Below are 19,825 nucleotides of genomic sequence, written 5' to 3'. Positions count from 1 at the left end.
ATGCAGCTCACCTCCCCGCGCCTGCGCGCCGCCCTGCTCGCCGCGGCCTCCCTCACCCTCGTCGCCGCCGTGCTGCCCCCGCCGACGCCCCTGGGCATCGGGGACCGGCTGTTCCCGGAGCTCGGGAACCCCGGGTACGACGTGCTCTCGTACGACCTGTCCTTCACGTACAAGGACAACCGCACCCCGCTCGACGCCGTCACCGTGATCCACGCGCGGACGCTGGAGCCGATGGAGCGGGTCAACCTGGACTTCACCCACGGCAAGGTGGCCTCCGCCGAGGTCAACGGGGAACCCGCCCGGTTCGAGAGCGCAGGGGAGGACCTCGTGCTGACCCCCGCGCGCCCGGTGGCGGCCAACGGCCCGCTGCACATCACGGTCCGGCACACCAGCGATCCGCGCGGGCGCGGCGACGGCGGCTGGGTGCCCACCGAGGACGGCCTGGCCATGGCCAACCAGGCGGACGCCGCCCACCGGGTCTTCCCCTGCAACGACCACCCCGCCGACAAGGCGTACTTCACCTTCCGGATCACCGCCCCGGCCGGGCTCACGGCCGTGGCCAACGGGGTGCCCGGCGCGCTGCCGGCCCGCCGGGCGGGCGCCGGCACCACCTGGACGTACCGGACGCTGCACCCGATGGCCACCGAGCTCGCCCAGGTCTCGGTCGGCCGCTCCGCCGTCGTCCACTCCACCGGACCGCACGGCCTGCCGCTGCGGGACGTGGTGCCCGCCGAGGACCGCAAACGGCTGGCCCCCTGGCTGAGGAAGACCGCCGGCCACGTCGAGTGGATGGAGCAGCGGGTCGGCCGCTACCCCTTCGAGAACTACGGCATCCTGGTCGCCCGGGCCACGACCGGCTTCGAGCTGGAGACGCAGACCCTCTCGCTCTTCGAGCACGGCCTGTTCTCGGGGGAGGGCTACCCCGACTGGTACGTGGAGTCCGTCATGGTCCACGAGCTGGCCCACCAGTGGTTCGGCGACAGCGTGACCCCGCGGACCTGGTCCGACCTGTGGCTCAACGAGGGGCACGCCACCTGGTACGAGGCGCTGTACGCGGACGGCCTCGGCGCGTACTCCCTGGAGCGGCGCATGCGCGAGGCGTACCAGCGCTCCGACCAGTGGCGGGCGGCGGGCGGCCCCCCGGCCGCCCCGAAGGCCGCCGCCCCCGGCCAGAAGATCGGGCTGTTCAGGCCGGTGGTCTACGACGGCGCCGCACTGATCCTCTACGCCCTGCGCCAGGAGATCGGCGCCGCGGCCTTCGACCGGGTCCAGCGGCGCTGGGTGGCGGAACACAAGGACGCGGTGGCCGGCACGGCCGACTTCGTACGCCTGGCCTCGCAGGAGGCCGGCCGGGACCTCACGGCCTTCCTGCAGCCGTGGCTGTACGGGGAGACGACCCCGGCGATGCCCGGCCACCCGGAGTGGAGCAGCGCGAAAAGGGTGTGACGGGCGTGGAACGGGCATGTCACCATCGACGAGGCCGTTCGGGGAATCCCCCGATGATGTGACACGTTGAACGTGACAGTGTGCTGTGACAATCGTGACGGGACACTCCGCGCGCTCCACGGGCCGCGGCCGACGCATTCGAAACGACGTAAGGATCCAATGACCTCCTCTTCTTCCCCTTCCCAGGACGCGCGGGACGCACAGGACGTGCCGGACTCGCCGAGCTTCACCGAGAGCCTTCGGGCCGATGCCCTGATGGAAGAGGACGTCGCCTGGAGCCACGAGATCGACGGAGACCGGGACGGCGAGCAGTTCGAGCGCTCCGAGCGCGCGGCCCTGCGGCGCGTGGCCGGCCTCTCCACCGAACTCGAAGACGTCACCGAGGTCGAGTACCGGCAGCTGCGCCTCGAGCGCGTCGTGCTCGTCGGTGTCTGGACCTCCGGCACGGTGACCGACGCGGACAACTCCCTCGCGGAGCTGGCCGCCCTCGCCGAGACCGCGGGCGCCCTCGTACTCGACGGCGTGATCCAGCGCCGCGACAAGCCCGACCCGGCCACCTTCATCGGCTCCGGCAAGGCGCGGGAGCTGCGCGACATCGTGATGGAGAGCGGCGCCGACACCGTCGTCTGCGACGGCGAGCTCAGCCCCGGCCAGCTCATCGCCCTCGAAGACGTCGTCAAGGTGAAGGTGGTCGACCGGACCGCCCTCATCCTCGACATCTTCGCCCAGCACGCCAAGTCCCGGGAGGGCAAGGCGCAGGTGGCGCTCGCGCAGATGCAGTACATGCTGCCGCGCCTGCGCGGCTGGGGTGCCTCGCTGTCCCGCCAGATGGGCGGCGGCGGCGGTGGCGGCATGGCCACCCGAGGGCCCGGTGAGACCAAGATCGAGACGGACCGGCGGCGCATCCGCGAGAAGATGGCGAAGATGCGCCGGGAGATCGCGGACATGAAGACCGGCCGCGACATCAAGCGGCAGGAACGGCGCCGCAACAAGGTGCCCTCGGTCGCCATCGCCGGCTACACCAACGCCGGAAAGTCCTCGCTGCTCAACCGCCTCACCGGCGCGGGCGTGCTGGTGGAGAACGCGCTGTTCGCCACCCTCGACCCGACCGTGCGCCGGGCCGAGACGCCCAGCGGCCGGATCTACACCCTGGCCGACACCGTCGGCTTCGTCCGGCACCTGCCCCACCACCTCGTCGAGGCGTTCCGCTCCACGATGGAGGAGGTCGGCGACTCCGACCTCATCCTGCACATCGTGGACGGCTCGCACCCGGCGCCGGAGGAGCAGCTGGCGGCCGTGCGCGAGGTGATCCGCGAGGTCGGCGCGGTCAACGTGCCCGAGATCGTGGTGATCAACAAGGCGGACGCGGCGGACCCGCTCGTGCTCCAGCGGCTGCTGCGCATCGAACGGCACTCCATCGCCGTCTCGGCCCGCACGGGCCAGGGCATCGAGGAGCTCCTCGCGCTCATCGACTCCGAGCTGCCGCGGCCCGAGGTCGAGGTGGAGGCGCTGGTGCCCTACACCCTCGGCTCCCTGATCGCCAAGGCGCACGCCGAGGGCGAGGTGATCTCCGAGGAGCACACCCCGGAGGGCACGCTGCTCAAGGCGCGGGTCCACGCGGAACTGGCGGCGGACCTGGCACCGTACGCGCTCGCCAAGCAGTGACGCGTACGCGTGCGGGCGCACGCACCTGAAGACGGCCGAGGGCCCCCTGCACCGCAGGGGGCCCTCGCTGGTCCCGGCCGGCTCGCCGCCGTGCCGTCCGCCGTCGCCGCGGGCGGCCCGCCGTGACCGGACGACTACTTGAACTTGCCGCTCACGGCGTCGAAGATGCCCTTCGCCTCCGGGCCCAGACGGGGCCCGGCCAGCCAGCCCGCCTTGACCGGACCGATCGAGGTGTTCGACACCAGGGCCGGCTTGCCGTCGGCGCCCGCCGCGACCCAGCCGCCACCGGAGGAACCGCCGGTCATCGTGCACCCGATGCGGTACATCACGGGGGCGGCCGCGTTCAGCGACAGCCGGCCCGGCTTGCCGGCGCACCGGAAGGCCCGCTGGCCGTCGAAGGGGGCTGCCGCCGGGTAGCCCGTGGCCGTGATCGTGGAGACCTTCGGCACGGCCGGGGCGTTGAACTCCACCGGCAGAGCCGAACCGACGGTCTCCTCCAGGGACTTGCCGCTGCCCGACTCCGGGGTCACGTGGAGCACGGCGAAGTCGTACGGGGCGCCCGCGCCGCCGGTCGGACCGCCGCTCGCGATCCACTGGTCGGAGGTCTGCGCCCAGTCGCTCCACCAGACACCGTAGGGAGCCACCTGCTCGCGCGGGGCGCCCTTGAGCTGAGCGGCGGGCTTGCCCGCGTTGTTGTAGGACGGGACGAAGGCGATGTTGCGGTACCAGCCGCCGGACTTGCCCGCGTGCACGCAGTGGCCGGCCGTCCAGACCATGTTGGACTTGCCGGGGTGCGCGGGGTCCTTGACGACGGTCGCCGAGCAGACCATCGAGCCCTCGGGCCCGTCGAAGAAGACCTTGCCGGCCTCCGGGGCACTCTGGTGGTAGGGCGGAGTCGCCGCAACGGCCGCCACCGGCACCGGTGCCGGGTCGGTGACGCCCTGGTCCCTGCCCGCGTCCGGATCGACGACGGGGCGCTGCGGCTGCTCGGCGTCACGCATCCGGTCCGGGTCCCACAGACCCTCGATGATCGGGTTGACGTAGTCGCCCGCCTCGCGGAGCCAGTCCTCTCTCTTCCAGTTCTTCCACTCGCCCCCCTTCCACTTCTCCAAGTCGATGCCGTGCTGCCTGAGCCTGTCCTTGAGCTGGTCCGGGATGTTGATCCCGTCCGTACCCGGGAGGCTCGCCGCCACGGTCGGCTTGGCGTCGCCGCCGGCCTCCCCGTCGCCGGGGCCGCAGGCCGCGGCGGTCAGCGCGAGCGCGGCCGCGCACAGGATCGCGGTGACCGGTCGGTTCGGTCGCATGTCTTTCGTCCCCCTGTTGGATTCGAGGCGTGGAGTGCAGCACCCCACTATGCCGCTGCCGCCCAGGACGACACCGGCCGGGGCCGCGGTTCCCGCCTGTCCGGCCTGGCCCGGCAAGGATCTTGGGCCCACCCGTGATCCGCCGCCGCCATCGTCGTTGGTACGTACGGGGGATGGGGGAGCAGCGTTCACGTTCGAAGCGCACTCCGGAAGAGCAATCCGTGCGGGAGGACCGACACTCGTGGCTTTGACCGAGCCCGCGGCGACTGCGGGCGCCGCGCAACTTCCGCCGCAGGTACCTCCGCAGGGCGGCCGGGCGCCCGGCCCGGGTGCCGGCCCGGGTGCCGGCCCGGGTGCCGGCCCGGGTGCCGGCCCGGGTGCCGGCCCGGGTGCCGGCCCGGGTGCCGGCCCGGCGCCCGGTCCGGGGTCCGGTCCGGGGTCCGGGGCCGGTTTCGCCGAGGGCATCCTGCGCAGGCAGGGGCAGCGGGAGTCCGCCGCCCGTACGTACGCGCGCTCCCTGCCCATCGTCCCGGTGCGCGCCCGCGGACTGACCATCGAGGGGGCGGACGGCCGGCGCTACCTCGACTGCCTCTCCGGCGCCGGCACCCTGGCGCTGGGGCACAACCACCCGGTGGTGCTCGAAGCGATCCGGGGCGTCCTGGACTCCGGGGCGCCGCTGCACGTCCTCGACCTCGCGACCCCCGTCAAGGACGCCTTCACCACCGAGCTCTTCGCCAACCTGCCGCCGGCCCTGGCCGCCGACGCGCGCGTCCAGTTCTGCGGGCCGGCCGGCACGGACGCGGTGGAGGCCGCCCTCAAGCTGGTCCGCGCCGCGACGGGCCGCCAGGGGATGCTCGCCTTCACCGGGGCCTACCACGGCATGACCGCCGGCGCCCTGGACGCCTCGGGCGGCGCCCCGGACGTCCGGGTGACCCGCCTGCCGTACCCGCAGGACCACCGCTGCCCGTTCGGGATCGGTGGCGCGCAGGGGGCGGAGCTCGCCGCCCGCTGGACGGAGAGCCTGCTGGACGACCCCAAGGGCGGGGTGCCCGCTCCCGCCGGGATGATCGTCGAACCGGTGCAGGGCGAGGGCGGGGTCCTCCCGGCGCCGGACGCCTGGCTGCGGCGGATGCGGGAGATCACCGCGGCGCGCGGGATCGCGCTCATCGCCGACGAGGTGCAGACCGGTGTCGGCCGGACCGGCGCCTTCTGGGGCGTCGACCACGCCGGTGTGGTGCCCGACGTGATGGTCCTGTCGAAGGCCATCGGGGGCAGCCTGCCGCTGGCCGTCGTCGTCTACCGCGCGGCCCTGGACGTCTGGCCGCCGGGCGCGCACGCCGGGACCTTCCGCGGCAACCAGCTGGCCATGGCCGCCGGCACCGCCACGCTCGCCTACGTACGCGAGAACCGGCTGGCCGAGCGCGCGGCGGCCCTGGGCGAGCGGATGATGACGGCCCTGCGGGGCCTGGCCGCGGCCCACTCCTGCATCGGGGACGTACGGGGCCGCGGCCTGATGATCGGCGTCGAACTCGTCGACCCCGACACGGGGGCCCCCGCCCCCGCCCTCGCCGCGGCCGTCCGCGAGGAGTGCCTGGACCGCGGCCTGATCATCGAACTCGGCGGCCGCCACTCCGCCGTCGCCCGCCTCCTCCCGCCGCTGACCCTCACCGACGAACAGGCCGCGGCGGTCCTCGACCGCCTGGCCGACGCCATCCCGGCCGCCGCCCGCCGGCCCCGCTGAACGCACCGGAGGACCCGCGATGCCCGACCCCCGTCAGCCCGACCCGAGCTCCCTCCCGGCCGAGACCGCCCGCTCTTGGATCCAGGCGCCCGCCCCGGCCTCCCCGACACCCGGCCGGCCGTCGCCGCACCCCCCGGCGGACCCCGGCGCCCCACCGACCCGGGACCGGCAGCCGGGGCGCCCGGACCGGCCGGGGGGTGCGACGGCCGGGGAGTGGCAGCCGCCCTCGGAGCCGGAGCCGGAGCCGGAGCCGGAGCCGGAGCCGGAGCCGGCGTCCGAGGCTCGGCCCGAGCTGGGGCCGCAGCCGGGGCCGGAGCTCGGGCCCGAGTCGGCGCCCAGCCTGTGCGGCCCGGGCCCCGGGCTGCGTGCCGCGGAGCAGAGCCGACCCGGGCCGGCCGCGGGCACACCGCAGCTACCGCCGTCCGCCCCTCGCCCGGGACTCGCCTGGGTCGCCTCGGAACACCCCACCCAACCGAACCCAAGGCCGCCCACCCCACCGGCCGCCGACCTGCCGGCCTCCTACCCGGGGGTCGCCTCCATGGTGACCACCGCGCCCAAGGCCGAGGTGCCGGCGGCCCCCGGTCCGGCGGTCCCGGGCCGCGGCCCGGCCGTAGCGGCCGCGGACGCCGACCCGCCTCCGGCGGATCAGCGGACGGTTCCGCGGCAGAAGGACGGTGTCCCCAGGAGCCGGGCGGTCCGAACCCGCCCGCCCGGAGCGGAGCACGAGGTGGGCTCCGACCCCCTGGACCATGCCGACCCTGCCGTCGCAGCCGAGGCGGCGGCGGTGGAGAACCTGCTCCGCTGCTGGGTGCGGGAAACCGGACTGGGGAGGCCCGACGGCCCGGCCGGGACGCCGTTGCGGATCCCCCTGGCCGCATCCGGCGCGGTCCTGCTCGTCACCGTCCGGCACTGGTCCCGGGCAGGCTGGCACCGTTTCGCCGGAGCCCGGATCGAAGCCGCCCCGGGCGACGCCCCGGGTCTGGACGCCGTCACCCTCGCCGCGCTCATCGCCCGCGAGGGCGCCTACCGCGACGGCGACGGCAACGGCAACGGCAACGGCACCGCCGACCTCGTCGGCCGGGTCGCCGACTCCGTGCGCCGCACCGCGGAGTTCATCGCCGACCGGCGGGCCCGCCCCGTCGCCCCGGCGGCCGTCGAAGCGGATCGCTTCCTCACCGCCGAACAGTCCCTCCTCCTCGGTCACCCCCTCCAACCGGACCCGAAGAGCCGCGAAGGACTCTCCGAAACCGAGGCGCGCCGCTACTCACCCGAACTCCACGGCTCCTTCCCCCTGCACTGGTTCGCGGTAGCCCCGTCCGCCCTCGCCACCGACTCCGCCTGGACCGAGGGCGGCCGCCCCGTCTCCGCCGCCCGGCTCCTCGCACGGCTCGCCCCCGGACTCCCGCTCCCCGCCGGCGCGACCCCCCTTCCCCTGCACCCCTGGCAGGCACGGGAACTGCTCCAGCGCCCCGCCGTCACCGCCCTGCGCGACGCGGGGCTCCTCCACGACCTGGGTCCGTACGGCGACCCCTGGTACCCCACCTCCTCCGTCCGCACCGTCCACCGCCCCGGCGCCCCTGCGATGCTCAAGCTCTCCCTGGGCCTGCGCATCACCAACTCCCGCCGCGAGAACCTCCGCAAGGAGCTCCACCGCGGCGTCGAGGTGCACCGCCTGCTCCGCACCGGCCTCGCCGAACAGTGGCAAGCCGCCCACCCGCGCTTCGACATCGTGCGCGACCCCGCCTGGGTCGCCGTCGACGCCCCGGACGGCACCCCCGTCCCCGGACTCGACGCACTGCTGCGCCACAACCCCTTCCGCCCGGGCGACGACGCGGTCTGCGTCGCCGCACTCACCTCCCCCCGCCCGTGGCCCGGCCGGGCCACCATGAGCTCCCGGCTCGCCGAGATCGTCCGCAGCCTCGCCGTCGCCACCGGACGCACCACGTCCGCCGTCGCCGCCGAGTGGTTCCTGCGCTACCTCGACCACGTCGTCCTGCCCGTGCTCGCCTTCGACGCCCTCGCAGGCATCGCCCTCGAAGCGCACCAGCAGAACACCCTGGTCCTCCTGGACCCGGCCGGCTGGCCGGCCGGCGGCCGCTACCGCGACAACCAGGGCTACTACTTCCGCGAGTCCCACCGCGCGGAGCTGGAGAACCGGTTGCCCGGCATCGGCAGCGCCAGCGACACCTTCGTCTCCGATGCCGTCACCGACGAACGCTTCGCCTACTACCTCGGGATCAACAACGTGCTCGGCGTCATCGGCGCCTTCGGCTCCCAACAGCTCGCGGACGAACGCGTCCTGCTCGCGGCCTTCCGCCGCTTCCTCGGGAAGGCCGCAGGCCTCGGCCCGCTCCCCGCCCGGCTGCTCGACTCACCCACCCTGCGCTGCAAGGCGAACCTGCTCACCCGCCTGGGAGGCCTCGACGAGCTCGTCGGCCCCGTCGACACCCAGTCCGTCTACGTCACCATCGCCAACCCCCTCCACGGTTGACACGCCACCACGGAAGCGGAGAAGAGCCTCTGATGCCCTCCACCGATACCCCCACACCCTCCGCGGACACGGCAACCGGCCACGGAACCACCCACAGCGGGCTTCGACGCCGCTCCCAACGGCTGCCCCTGCTCGCCGAGGCGGAGCTCCTCGACTCCCCGGCAGCCTGGAGCGCCGCCCCCACCACCGCCGGAGCCTTCCGCCTCGAACCCGTACGGCCGGCGCGGGACCTGGCCCTCCTCACCCGCTGGATGAACGACCCCGAGGTCGCCGCCTACTGGGAGCTCTCCGGCCCGGCCACCGTCACCGCGGCCCACCTGCGAGCACAACTCGACGGAGACGGCAGCAGCATCCCCTGCATCGGCCTCCTCGACGGCACGCCGATGAGCTACTGGGAGATCTACCGGGCCGACCTCGACCCGCTGTCCCGCCACTACCCGGCGCGCCCCCACGACACGGGTATCCACCTGCTCATCGGAGACCGCGCAAACCGCGGCCGCGGCCTCGGCGCCGTCCTGCTGCGCGCCGTCGCCGACCTCGTGCTCGACCACCGCCCCCGCTGCACACGGGTCATCGCCGAACCGGACATCCGCAACACCCCCTCCGTATCAGCCTTCCTGAACTCCGGTTTCCGCTGCTCGGCGGAGATCGACCTCCCCGAGAAGCGGGCGGCCCTGATGATCCGGGAGCGGGCGCTGCGCAATCTCCTCTGAGTGCCGCCCCGCCTGCCCCGATCACCCGTACCACCACTCACTCACAGCTCTCCCTTCGAAAACTCTGCGTGACGCAGCAAAGTTCCCGATCTTCGAGGAGTCCCGTGCCGACTTTCCCCGCCGCCCCCGACTCCTCCGCGGGGGCCTGCCTGCCGCTGTCGCCCCAGCACCCCTGCACACCCCCCGAACTGACCCGCCCGACCTGGGAAGCCGCCGGACGCCGCCTGCTCGCGAAGATGCTCGCCGAGTTCGCCTACGAGGAGATCGTCACCCCGCTCCCCGCCGCGAGCTCCGCCGCCTCCACCGCCGGCGACGCCTGGACCCTGCCCCTCGACGACGGCAGCAGCCTCGGCTTCCGGGCCCGCCGCCGCTCGTACGACAGCTGGCAGGTCGCCTCCGACAGCATCACCCTCAGTCCGCCGCCCACCGACCCCCGGCCGCCGACCGCCTTCGGGGACCCGTACGACTTCCTCGTCCGCGCCCGCGGTCTGCTGCGCCTCGACGGGCCCACCCTCGGCCACCTCGTCCGCGAGCTCAGTGCCACCCTCTCCGCCGACGCCAGGATCGAGCACACCGCACTCACCGCCGACGTCCTGGCCGACCTGGGCTACGCAGCCCTGGAGGGCCACCAGACCGGTCACCCCTGGCTCGTCCTCAACAAGGGGCGGATCGGACTCTCCGCCGCCGACACCGCCGCCTGGGCTCCGGAGGCGCGCACCCCGCAGCGCCTGCCCTGGCTCGCCGCCCACACCTCGCTCGCCGCCTACCGGGGCACGGCCGGACTCGAAGACCCCGCCCGCCTCTACACGGCCGAGCTGGAGCCCGTCACCCGCACCGCCTACGACCGGGCCCTGCGCGACCGGGGCCTCGACCCGCTCCACTACCTCTACCTCCCCGTCCACCCCTGGCAGTGGGACGAGATCGTCCTTCCGCTCTTCGCCCCGGCGCTGGCCTCCGGCGCCCTCGTCCCGCTCCCCGCGGACCCCGACCTGCGCCTGCCCCAGCAGTCGATCCGCACGTTCCTCAACCTCACCCACCCCGAGCGGCACAGCGTCAAACTCCCGCTCTCCGTCTTCAACACCATGGTCTGGCGCGGGCTGCCCACCGAGCTGGCCCTGGCCGCCCCCGCCGTCACCGCCTGGATCCACTCCCTCCGCGACGCCGACCCCTTCCTCCGTGACGAGTGCCGGGTCATCCTGCTCGGCGAGGTCGCCTCGGTCACCGTCCGGCACCCCGTGTACGAGCAGCTCCCCGAGGTCCCGTACCAGTACAAGGAACTCCTCGGCGCGATCTGGCGCGAGCCCCTGGCCGGCCACCTCGCGCCCGGCGAGCGCGCCCGCACGCTCGCCTCGCTCCTGCACACCGACGCGCGCGGCCGCTCCTTCACCGCGGAGCTGGTCGCCCGGTCCGGCCTGACGCCCGCCGCCTGGCTCCAGCGGCTCTTCGCCGCCCTCCTGCCGCCGCTGCTCCACTTCCTCTACCGCTACGGCACCGTCTTCTCCCCGCACGGAGAGAACGCCATCGTCGTCTTCGACGAGCAGGACGTCCCCGTCCGCCTCGCGGTCAAGGACTTCGTGGACGACATCAACATCAGCGACGAACCGCTGCCCGAGCTCGCCGCCCTGCCCGAAGAGGTCCGGGCCGTGCTGCTCACCGAGCCCGCCGACTTCCTGCCCCAGTTCATCCACTCCGGGCTCTTCGTCGGCGTCTTCCGCTACCTCGCGGCCCTGTGCGAAGACCGGATGGGGGTCCCGGAGAGCGACTTCTGGTCCCTCGTACGGGCGGAGATCCTGCGCCACCAGGCCCGCTTCCCCGAGCTCAAAGAGCGCCACGAGCTCTTCGACCTGCTCGGCGAACGCATCGGACGGCTCTGTCTGAACCGGAACCGGCTCTACGAGGACGGCTACCGGGACCGCTCCGAACGACCGCACGCGGTGCAGTACGGCACCGTTCCCAACCCCCTGTACCAGCCGTGACTCCCGTCGGTGCGGTCGCTGTCGGCGGCGCCCCGTAGGGTTGGCAGTGCTATGACGAAGCCCTCCCTCCCCGACCTGCTGCACGCCGCCGTCTCCGCCGTCGGCGGCACGGAGCGCCCCGGCCAGGTGGCCATGGCCGAAGCCGTCGCCGAAGCGATCGACGACAACTCCCACCGGCTCATCCAGGCCGGTACCGGTACCGGAAAGTCCCTCGGCTACCTGGTGCCGGCCCTGGCACACGGCGAGCGGGTGGTCGTCGCCACCGCGACCCTCGCCCTCCAGCGGCAGCTCGTCGAGCGCGACCTGCCCCGGACGGTGGAGGCACTGCACCCGCAGCTGCGCCGCCGCCCGCAGTTCGCCATGCTCAAGGGCCGCTCCAACTACCTGTGCCTGCACCGCCTGCACGAGGGTGCGCCGCAGGACGAGGAGGAGGGCCTCTTTGACCAGTTCGAGGCGGCCGCCCCCACCAGCAAGCTGGGCCAGGACCTGCTGCGCCTGCGCGACTGGGCGGACGAGACCGAGACCGGCGACCGCGACGACCTGACTCCCGGCGTCTCGGACAAGGCCTGGTCGCAGATCTCCGTCTCCTCCCGGGAGTGTCTGGGCGCGACGAAGTGCGCCTACGGCGCCGAGTGCTTCGCCGAGGCCGCCCGCGAGCGCGCCAAGCTCGCGGACGTGGTCGTCACCAACCACGCCCTGCTCGCGATCGACGCCATCGAGGGGGCCCCGGTCCTGCCCCAGCACGAGGTGCTGATCGTGGACGAGGCCCACGAGCTGGTCTCCCGGGTCACCGGCGTCGCCACCGGCGAGCTGACTCCGGGCCAGGTCAACCGGGCCGTGAAGCGCGCGGCCAAGCTCGTCGACGAGAAGACCGCCGACTCCCTGCAGACCGCCTCCGAGTCCTTCGAACGGGTCATGGAGCTGGCGCTCCCGGGCCGGCTGGAGGAAGTCCCCGAGGACCTCGGCTACGCACTGATGGCCCTGCGGGACGCGGCGCGCAACGTGATCTCCGCGATCGGCTCCACCCGGGACAAGTCCGTCCACGACGAGGACGCCGTGCGCAAGCAGGCCCTCGCCGCGGTGGAGGGCGTCCACGGGGTGGCGGAGCGAATCGCCAACGGCTCCGAGTACGACGTGGTCTGGTACGAGCGCCACGACCGGTTCGGCGCCAGCCTCCGGGTCGCCCCGCTGTCGGTGTCCGGCCTGCTGCGCGAGAAGCTGTTCGAGGACCGCTCGGTGGTCCTGACCTCGGCCACCCTCAAGCTCGGCGGCGACTTCAACGGGATCGCGGCCTCACTGGGACTGTCGGCGGAGGGCGTCGAGGGGGAGGACGTACCGCTCTGGAAGGGCCTGGACGTCGGCTCGCCCTTCGACTACCCGAAGCAGGGCATCCTCTACGTCGCCAAGCACCTGGCCACCCCCGGCCGCGAGGGGACCCGGGGCGACATGATCGACGAGCTGGCGGAGCTGATCGAGGCGGCCGGCGGCCGCACCCTGGGGCTCTTCTCCTCCATGCGCGGTGCCAAGGCGGCCGCCGAGGAACTCCGCGGCCGGATCGACAACCCGATCCTGCTCCAGGGCGAGGAGACGCTCGGCGAGCTGATCAAGGCGTTCGCGGGCGATCCGAAGACCTGCCTTTTCGGGACCCTGTCCCTGTGGCAGGGCGTGGACGTGCCCGGTCCCAGCTGCCAGCTCGTGGTCATGGACAGGATTCCCTTCCCCCGCCCCGACGACCCGCTGATGAGCGCCCGGCAGAAGTCGGTCGAGGAGCACGGCGGGAACGGGTTCATGGCCGTCGCGGCCACGCACGCCGCGCTGCTGATGGCCCAGGGCGCCGGCCGTCTCGTACGGGCCACCGGTGACCGCGGTGTCGTCGCGGTGCTGGACCCCCGGCTGGCCACGGCCCGGTACGGCAGCTTCCTGCGGGCCACCCTTCCGGACTTCTGGTACACCACGGACCGCAACCAGGCCCGCCGCTCCCTGGCCGCCATCGACGCATCGGCTCAGGCGGACGGGAAGTAGGCGCGCCGTGGACGCAGGGGCGTAGCAGAGGACACAAAGCAGCCCTGGGACCGGCGCAGTAGGTCCCAGGGCTGGACAGGGGCGTCGGAGTCAGATCCGACGCAGTACGGCGACGACCTTGCCGAGGATGGTCGCCTCGTCGCCGGGGATCGGCTGGTACGCGGCGTTGTGCGGGAGCAGCCAGACGTGGCCGTCCTCGCGCTTGAAGCGCTTGACCGTGGCCTCGCCGTCCAGCATCGCGGCCACGATGTCGCCGTTCTCCGCGACCGGCTGGCGGCGGACCGTGACCCAGTCGCCGTCGCAGATGGCGGCTTCGATCATGGAGTCGCCGACGACCTTGAGAACGAACAGTTCTCCGTCGCCGACCAGCTGGCGGGGGAGCGGGAACACGTCCTCGACCGACTCCTCGGCCAGGATCGGGCCGCCGGCCGCGATCCGGCCGACCAGCGGGACGTAGGACGCGGCGGGCTTGCCGGTGGTGTCCGTGGGCTGCGAGCTCGGCTGGTCCGAGCCGCGCACCTCGTACGCCCGGGGGCGGTGCGGGTCGCGGCGCAGGAAGCCCTTGCGCTCCAACGCCATCAGCTGGTGTGCGACGGACGACGTGCTGGAGAGTCCGACCGCCTGACCGATCTCGCGCATCGACGGCGGGTAGCCGCGCCGCTGCACCGAGTCGCGAATGACCTCGATGACCCTCCGCTGCCGGTCCGTGAGTCCGGAGCTGTCGGCGCGGATGCCTGGAGGTCGACCTGGCAGCGAGCGGGCGGGGCGTGCGGGCTCCGCCTCCGGGTTCAGGTTTGCGTCATTCATGGCATGCACCGGCTCAAGTCGGCTCTGGGAGCGGTTCTGGGCAGTGATGGTGGCACTGTCTGCGGTCGTGGTCACGTCGGCCCCTCTCGAAATGTTCTCCCTAGCTGGACAACGGTAGTAGCTTTCGAAAGGTTGCGCCAAACACACGTTCGAGTGAAAAATCGGAGATCGCCCGGCGTGGCCATTTAGAGAGGTGTATAGACGATCGGCTTGCCGAACAGGGGTTCGGTCCGGGGTCCGCTGCCTACGGTACCCTTCCCGGTCGGGCCGCCTCCGTCCGGTCCGGGCCCAGTGTGGCACCGCGCGGCCTCTCGGGAGCACTCCCGGCGCCGCGACACGCGGAGCCGTGAAAATCCACCACAACCCAAGATCTAGTGGTTGGATGAGCGCGGCCGCCCAGAAGTTGTGGTCCTCGGTCCGTCGAGGGTCCCGGCATCGCATATGCTGGAGGCTGCTCCACGAGCCCCCGACAGAGCCTCGTCTCTGCCGTTGAGGGGTTCGGCGGGGTGTTTCGGAACGTGCCGGAGAAGGAGGGTGAGGGAACCATGCACTGCCCCTTCTGCAGGCACCCCGACAGCCGCGTCGTCGACAGCCGCACCACGGACGACGGCACGTCGATCCGCCGGCGCCGTCAGTGCCCCGACTGCTCCCGTCGCTTCACGACGGTGGAGACGGCCTCGCTGATGGTGATCAAGCGCAGCGGGGTGACGGAACCCTTCAGCCGTACCAAGGTCATCTCCGGCGTGCGCAAGGCGTGCCAGGGGCGGCCGGTCACCGAGGACGCCCTCGCCAAGCTCGGCCAGCGGGTCGAAGAGGCGGTGCGCGCCACCGGTAGCGCCGAGCTGACCACCCACGACGTGGGTCTGGCCATACTCGGTCCGCTGCAGGAGCTCGACCTGGTCGCGTACCTCCGGTTCGCGTCCGTTTACAAGGCGTTCGACACGCTCGAAGACTTCGAGGCCGCCATCGCGGAACTCCGCGTGCCACGGACTCACCCCGAAGAGTGCGAGCCCGGTGGGACCCCTCCGGTCCCCGTGCCCGCCTCCGCCGCCGACTGACCGGACGGCCCGCGCCGGGGAGCCTTTCGCACCGCGGCGCGGCCGGTCGGCCCGGCGAAGAAACGTAGATACAAGACACAGCACCGTGCCGCGGAATAACGCTGGCACTTTAGGGCGTTTTTGCCCGCATATGGGAGGCCTGGCATGACAGAGACGGCGAGCAGCTCGGCACGAGGTTCCCGCGCCAAGGGAACCAAGCCTGCCAAGGGCGGCCTGCGTATCGAGCGCATCCACACCACCCCCGGCGTACATCCGTACGACGAGGTGAGCTGGGAGCGCCGTGACGTCGTCATGACCAACTGGCGCGACGGCTCGGTCAACTTCGAGCAGCGTGGCGTCGAGTTCCCCGACTTCTGGTCGGTGAACGCGGTCAACATCGTCACCAGCAAGTACTTCCGCGGCGCGGTGGGCACCACGCAGCGCGAGACCGGTCTGAAGCAGCTGATCGACCGGATCGTGAAGACCTACACGAAGGCCGGTGAGGACTTCGACTACTTCTCCTCGCCCGCCGACGCGGAGATCTTCGAGCACGAGCTCACCTACGCCCTCCTGCACCAGATCTTCAGTTTCAACTCCCCGGTCTGGTTCAACGTCGGCACGCCCCAGCCGCAGCAGGTCTCGGCCTGCTTCATCCTGGCCGTCGACGACTCCATGGAGTCGATCCTCGACTGGTACAAGGAAGAGGGCATGATCTTCAAGGGCGGCTCCGGCGCCGGCCTGAACCTCTCCCGCATCCGCTCCTCCAAGGAGCTCCTCTCCTCCGGCGGCAACGCCTCCGGCCCGGTCTCCTTCATGCGCGGCGCCGACGCGTCCGCAGGAACGATCAAGTCGGGCGGCGCCACCCGCCGCGCGGCCAAGATGGTCGTGCTGGACGTGGACCACCCGGACGTCGAGGACTTCATCGCCACCAAGGTGAAGGAAGAGGAGAAGATCCGCGCCCTGCGCGACGCGGGCTTCGACATGGACCTGGGCGGCGACGACATCACGTCCGTCCAGTACCAGAACGCCAACAACTCCGTCCGCGTGAACGACGAGTTCATGACGGCCGTCGAGAACGGCACCCAGTTCGGCCTGCGTGCCCGCATGACCGGCGAGGTCATCGAGAAGGTCGACGCCAAGGCGCTCTTCCGCAAGCTCGCCGAGGCCGCGTGGGCCTGCGCCGACCCGGGCATCCAGTACGACGGTGTGATCAACAACTGGCACACCTGCCCCGAGTCCGGCCGCATCACCGCGTCCAACCCGTGCAGCGAGTACATGCACCTGGACAACACGTCCTGCAACCTCGCCTCGCTCAACCTGATGAAGTTCCTCAACGACGACGGCAAGGGCAACCAGTCCTTCGACGCCGAGCGCTTCGCCAAGGTCGTCGAGCTCGTCATCACCGCGATGGACATCTCCATCTGCTTCGCGGACTTCCCGACGCAGAAGATCGGCGAGAACACCCGCGCCTTCCGCCAGCTGGGCATCGGCTACGCCAACCTCGGCGCCCTGCTGATGGCCACCGGCCACGCGTACGACTCGAACGGCGGCCGCACCCTCGCCGCCTCGATCACCTCGCTGATGACCGGCACCGCCTACCGGCGCTCCGCCGAGCTGGCCGCCATCGTCGGCCCGTACGACGGCTACGCCCGCAACGCCGACTCGCACAAGCGCGTCATGAAGCAGCACGCCGACGCCAACGCCGTCGCCCCGCGCACCGAGGACCTGGACAGCGCGATCTGGGCCGCGGCCACCGAGGCCTGGCAGGACGTCCTCCGCCTCGGCGAGAAGAACGGCTTCCGCAACTCCCAGGCGTCCGTCCTCGCGCCGACCGGCACCATCGGTCTCGCGATGTCCTGCGACACCACCGGTGTCGAGCCGGACCTGGCCCTGGTCAAGTTCAAGAAGCTCGTCGGCGGCGGCTCGATGCAGATCGTCAACGGCACCGTCCCGCAGGCCCTGCGCCGCCTGGGCTACCAGGAGGAGCAGATCGAGGCGATTGTCACCCACATCGCGGAGCACGGTGTGGTCGTCGACGCCCCCGGTCTGAAGACCGAGCACTACTCGGTCTTCGACTGCGCCATGGGCGAGCGCTCCATCTCCGCGATGGGCCACGTCCGCATGATGGCCGCGATCCAGCCGTGGATCTCGGGCGCGATCTCGAAGACGGTGAACATGCCGGAGACGGCGACCGTCGAGGAGATCGAGGAGATCTACTTCGAGGCGTGGAAGATGGGCGTCAAGGCGCTCGCGATCTACCGCGACAACTGCAAGGTCGGCCAGCCCCTCTCCGCCAAGAAGAAGGAGGAGGAGAAGGCCGAGGTCACCGAGAAGGCCGAGGAGACCATCCGCGCGGCGGTCGAGAAGATCATCGAGTACCGTCCGGTCCGCAAGCGCCTTCCGAAGGGCCGCCCGGGGATCACCACCTCCTTCACGGTCGGTGGCGCCGAGGGCTACATGACGGCGAACTCCTACCCGGACGACGGCCTGGGCGAGGTCTTCCTGAAGATGTCCAAGCAGGGTTCCACCCTCGCGGGCATGATGGACGCCTTCTCCATCGCCGTCTCGGTCGGTCTGCAGTACGGCGTCCCGCTCGAGACGTACGTCGCCAAGTTCACGAACATGCGCTTCGAGCCGGCCGGCATGACGGACGACCCGGACGTGCGGATGGCGCAGTCGATCGTCGACTACATCTTCCGCCGTGTCGCGCTCGACTTCCTGCCCTTCGAGACCCGCTCGGCGCTCGGCATCCACTCCGCCGAGGAGCGTCAGCGCCACCTCGACACCGGCTCGTACGAGCCGCTCGACGGTGAGCAGCTCGACACCGAGACCCTGGCGCAGTCGGCCCCGCTGACGGCGGTGCCCTCGGCCCCGAAGCCGGTCGCGGTGGCCGAGGTCCCGGCCCCGAAGACGGCGCACAGCAACGCCGAACTGGTCGAGATGCAGCTCGGCGTCTCCGCCGACGCCCCGCTCTGCTTCTCCTGCGGTACGAAGATGCAGCGCGCCGGCTCCTGCTACATCTGCGAGGGCTGCGGCTCCACCAGCGGCTGCAGCTGATCTCGGCGCCGGCTGGGCGTGAAGCAGCGGTTCAGGGCGGTGGGGCTCGTCATCGGGCGCCACCGCCCTCGGGCGTACCCCCTCCGCGACGATCCCGGCGCACTCGACCGGGAGTTCGGCACTCGCCCGCCCGCGCGGGAGGCCGCCGAACCGGTGGCGATCCACCACGCCGGGGACTGACCCGGGCCGCGCCGGGACCGTACGATGGCGCCGTGCTGGTCAAGTGGATTCGCTGCACGGTGACGGACCGACGCGGGTTCGAGCGCGGGCAGCGCAAATGGGCGGGGCTGCCGGGGGAGCCGGGATTCCGGGGACAGGGCGGCGGCTGGAGCCGGTCCCGGCCGGGGATCGCGCACGTCTTCACGTTCTGGGAGAGCCGCTCCTTCTACGACTCCTTCATGGCCCGCGCGCACGACCGCCTGGCCGCCGCCCAGAACGGCACCTACACGGACCTGCGGGCGACCCTCTTCGACCACCGCTTCGACGTGAAGACCGGCTTCGAGCCGCGCTTCACCGACGCCGACGTCGTCCGGGTGGCGCACACCCGGGTCCGCGAGGGCCGCGTGGACCACTTCGCGCTCATGCAGGAGAAGGTGTGGAATCCGGCCATGGCAGGCTCTCCCGGCATGGTCCGAGGCCTGTTCGGCGAGGCTCCCGGCCGGGAGTTCCTGGTGCTGTCCATGTGGCACGCGGCCGCCGAGCACGGCAAGTACCGGCAGGAGCGGGTCGAACGGCTGTCGCTCCGGGCCCAGATCCAGGCCGATGTGGAGGCCCTCACCGGCGACGTGGTGGACCTCGAACCCTCCTGGACCGTGTGAGGCGGTAGGACCGTACGACGATCCGAAGGGCCTACGGCGTGCCCGGTGCGCCCGCCCGGCGGTGGCCGAATAGGGTCGAGGGATGGTACGACCACGGCGCATCGTCCTTGTCCGGCACGGGGAGTCGGAGGGGAACGCCGACGACTCGGTCTACGAGAGGGAGCCCGACCACGCCCTGCGGCTCACCCGGAAGGGGCGCGAACAGGCGGCGGAGGCGGGCGTGGGCCTGCGCAGGCTCTTCGGCGACGAGACGATCAGCGCGTACGTGTCCCCCTACCGCCGCACCCTGCAGACCTTCCGGGAGCTGCGGCTGGACCCGACGCGGGTCCGGATGCGCGAGGAGCCGAGGCTGCGCGAGCAGGACTGGGGAAACTGGCAGGACCGGGACGACGTACGGCTCCAGAAGGCGTACCGGGACGCGTACGGCCACTTCTTCTACCGCTTCGCGCAGGGCGAGTCGGGGGCGGACGTCTACGACCGGGTCGGTTCCTTCCTCGAGAGCCTCTACCGCAGCTTCGAGGCGGAGGACCACCCGGAGAACGTCCTGCTGGTGACCCACGGGCTGACGATGCGGCTCTTCTGCATGCGCTGGTTCCACTGGTCGGTGGCCGAGTTCGAAGCCCTCTCCAACCCTGGGAACGGCGAATTCCGGGTGCTTCAGCTGGGCGCGGACGGCCGGTACCGGATGGACCGCCCGTTTGAACGGTGGACCACACCCGAGCCTTACGACCTGGACGGCTAGAGTGAC

The 19,825-nt window shown here is 72.2% G+C and carries 13 protein-coding genes; 11 read left to right on the top strand and 2 right to left on the bottom strand.

Annotated features, from left to right (window positions below):
* Together ACFWU6_RS08910 and hflX are read left to right on the top strand one after the other, a co-directional pair.
* A complete protein-coding gene (locus ACFWU6_RS08910) occupies nucleotides 1–1,446 on the top strand; it encodes a M1 family metallopeptidase (protein ID WP_383808336.1) in 1,446 nt (481 codons plus the stop codon).
* A gap of 159 nt (nucleotides 1,447–1,605) precedes the next feature.
* Nucleotides 1,606–3,111: a GTPase HflX gene (gene hflX / locus ACFWU6_RS08905; RefSeq protein WP_383808340.1), complete on the top strand. Its 1,506-nt coding sequence runs from the start codon at nucleotides 1,606–1,608 to the stop codon at nucleotides 3,109–3,111.
* Between the two features lie 134 nt (nucleotides 3,112–3,245).
* Here hflX and ACFWU6_RS08900 read toward each other — a convergent pair whose 3' ends face one another.
* On the bottom strand, nucleotides 3,246–4,415 hold the full coding sequence (locus tag ACFWU6_RS08900; protein ID WP_383808343.1) for a trypsin-like serine peptidase: 1,170 nt from the start codon (nucleotides 4,413–4,415) through the stop codon (nucleotides 3,246–3,248).
* Between the two features lie 157 nt (nucleotides 4,416–4,572).
* On the opposite strand from ACFWU6_RS08900, the gene ACFWU6_RS08895 reads away from it, so the two are divergent.
* The 5 genes from ACFWU6_RS08895 (at nucleotide 4,573) to ACFWU6_RS08875 (ending at nucleotide 13,358) form a co-directional block, all read left to right on the top strand.
* Nucleotides 4,573–6,156 carry a diaminobutyrate--2-oxoglutarate transaminase family protein gene (locus ACFWU6_RS08895; RefSeq protein ID WP_383979600.1) on the top strand — a complete coding sequence of 528 codons (1,584 nt, stop codon included), beginning with the start codon at nucleotides 4,573–4,575 and terminating at the stop codon, nucleotides 6,154–6,156.
* A 538-nt stretch (nucleotides 6,157–6,694) separates the two neighbouring features.
* The gene (locus tag ACFWU6_RS08890; protein WP_383979594.1) at nucleotides 6,695–8,647 is read left to right on the top strand and encodes an IucA/IucC family protein; all 1,953 of its coding nucleotides are present in this window, start codon (nucleotides 6,695–6,697) and stop codon (nucleotides 8,645–8,647) included.
* 32 nt (nucleotides 8,648–8,679) lie between these two features.
* Nucleotides 8,680–9,360: a GNAT family N-acetyltransferase gene (locus tag ACFWU6_RS08885; RefSeq protein ID WP_383808351.1), complete on the top strand. Its 681-nt coding sequence runs from the start codon at nucleotides 8,680–8,682 to the stop codon at nucleotides 9,358–9,360.
* Between the two features lie 104 nt (nucleotides 9,361–9,464).
* The gene (locus ACFWU6_RS08880; RefSeq protein ID WP_383979589.1) at nucleotides 9,465–11,336 is read left to right on the top strand and encodes an IucA/IucC family protein; all 1,872 of its coding nucleotides are present in this window, start codon (nucleotides 9,465–9,467) and stop codon (nucleotides 11,334–11,336) included.
* A 51-nt stretch (nucleotides 11,337–11,387) separates the two neighbouring features.
* A complete protein-coding gene (locus ACFWU6_RS08875; RefSeq protein ID WP_383808356.1) occupies nucleotides 11,388–13,358 on the top strand; it encodes an ATP-dependent DNA helicase in 1,971 nt (656 codons plus the stop codon).
* 90 nt (nucleotides 13,359–13,448) lie between these two features.
* Here ACFWU6_RS08875 and lexA read toward each other — a convergent pair whose 3' ends face one another.
* Complete coding sequence (gene lexA, locus ACFWU6_RS08870) at nucleotides 13,449–14,240, bottom strand: transcriptional repressor LexA (RefSeq protein ID WP_383808359.1); 792 nt, start codon at nucleotides 14,238–14,240, stop codon at nucleotides 13,449–13,451.
* Between the two features lie 470 nt (nucleotides 14,241–14,710).
* Between lexA and nrdR the strand changes: the two genes are divergently transcribed.
* The 4 genes from nrdR (at nucleotide 14,711) to ACFWU6_RS08850 (ending at nucleotide 19,819) form a co-directional block, all read left to right on the top strand.
* Complete coding sequence (gene nrdR / locus ACFWU6_RS08865) at nucleotides 14,711–15,223, top strand: transcriptional regulator NrdR (protein WP_383808362.1); 513 nt, start codon at nucleotides 14,711–14,713, stop codon at nucleotides 15,221–15,223.
* A gap of 144 nt (nucleotides 15,224–15,367) precedes the next feature.
* The gene (locus ACFWU6_RS08860; protein WP_383808364.1) at nucleotides 15,368–18,259 is read left to right on the top strand and encodes a vitamin B12-dependent ribonucleotide reductase; all 2,892 of its coding nucleotides are present in this window, start codon (nucleotides 15,368–15,370) and stop codon (nucleotides 18,257–18,259) included.
* A 212-nt stretch (nucleotides 18,260–18,471) separates the two neighbouring features.
* On the top strand, nucleotides 18,472–19,077 hold the full coding sequence (locus tag ACFWU6_RS08855) for a YdbC family protein (protein ID WP_383808367.1): 606 nt from the start codon (nucleotides 18,472–18,474) through the stop codon (nucleotides 19,075–19,077).
* A gap of 82 nt (nucleotides 19,078–19,159) precedes the next feature.
* On the top strand, nucleotides 19,160–19,819 hold the full coding sequence (locus tag ACFWU6_RS08850) for a histidine phosphatase family protein (protein ID WP_383808370.1): 660 nt from the start codon (nucleotides 19,160–19,162) through the stop codon (nucleotides 19,817–19,819).
* Nucleotides 19,820–19,825: the final 6 nt, after the last annotated feature.

This window comes from Streptomyces sp. NPDC058674 (assembly GCF_042716505.1).
Taxonomy (GTDB): Bacteria; Actinomycetota; Actinomycetes; order Streptomycetales; family Streptomycetaceae; genus Streptomyces.
This window is presented reverse-complemented; position numbering and strand designations above follow the sequence as displayed.

Coding starts and splice junctions, on each gene's coding strand:
- ACFWU6_RS08910 (WP_383808336.1), top strand. CDS start 1: ATGCAGCTCACCTCCCCGCGCCTGCGCGCCGCCCTGCTCGCCGCGGCC.
- hflX (WP_383808340.1), top strand. CDS start 1,606: ATGACCTCCTCTTCTTCCCCTTCCCAGGACGCGCGGGACGCACAGGAC.
- ACFWU6_RS08900 (WP_383808343.1), bottom strand. CDS start 4,415: ATGCGACCGAACCGACCGGTCACCGCGATCCTGTGCGCGGCCGCGCTC.
- ACFWU6_RS08890 (WP_383979594.1), top strand. CDS start 6,695: ATGGTGACCACCGCGCCCAAGGCCGAGGTGCCGGCGGCCCCCGGTCCG.
- ACFWU6_RS08885 (WP_383808351.1), top strand. CDS start 8,680: ATGCCCTCCACCGATACCCCCACACCCTCCGCGGACACGGCAACCGGC.
- ACFWU6_RS08875 (WP_383808356.1), top strand. CDS start 11,388: ATGACGAAGCCCTCCCTCCCCGACCTGCTGCACGCCGCCGTCTCCGCC.
- nrdR (WP_383808362.1), top strand. CDS start 14,711: ATGCACTGCCCCTTCTGCAGGCACCCCGACAGCCGCGTCGTCGACAGC.
- ACFWU6_RS08860 (WP_383808364.1), top strand. CDS start 15,368: ATGACAGAGACGGCGAGCAGCTCGGCACGAGGTTCCCGCGCCAAGGGA.
- ACFWU6_RS08850 (WP_383808370.1), top strand. CDS start 19,160: ATGGTACGACCACGGCGCATCGTCCTTGTCCGGCACGGGGAGTCGGAG.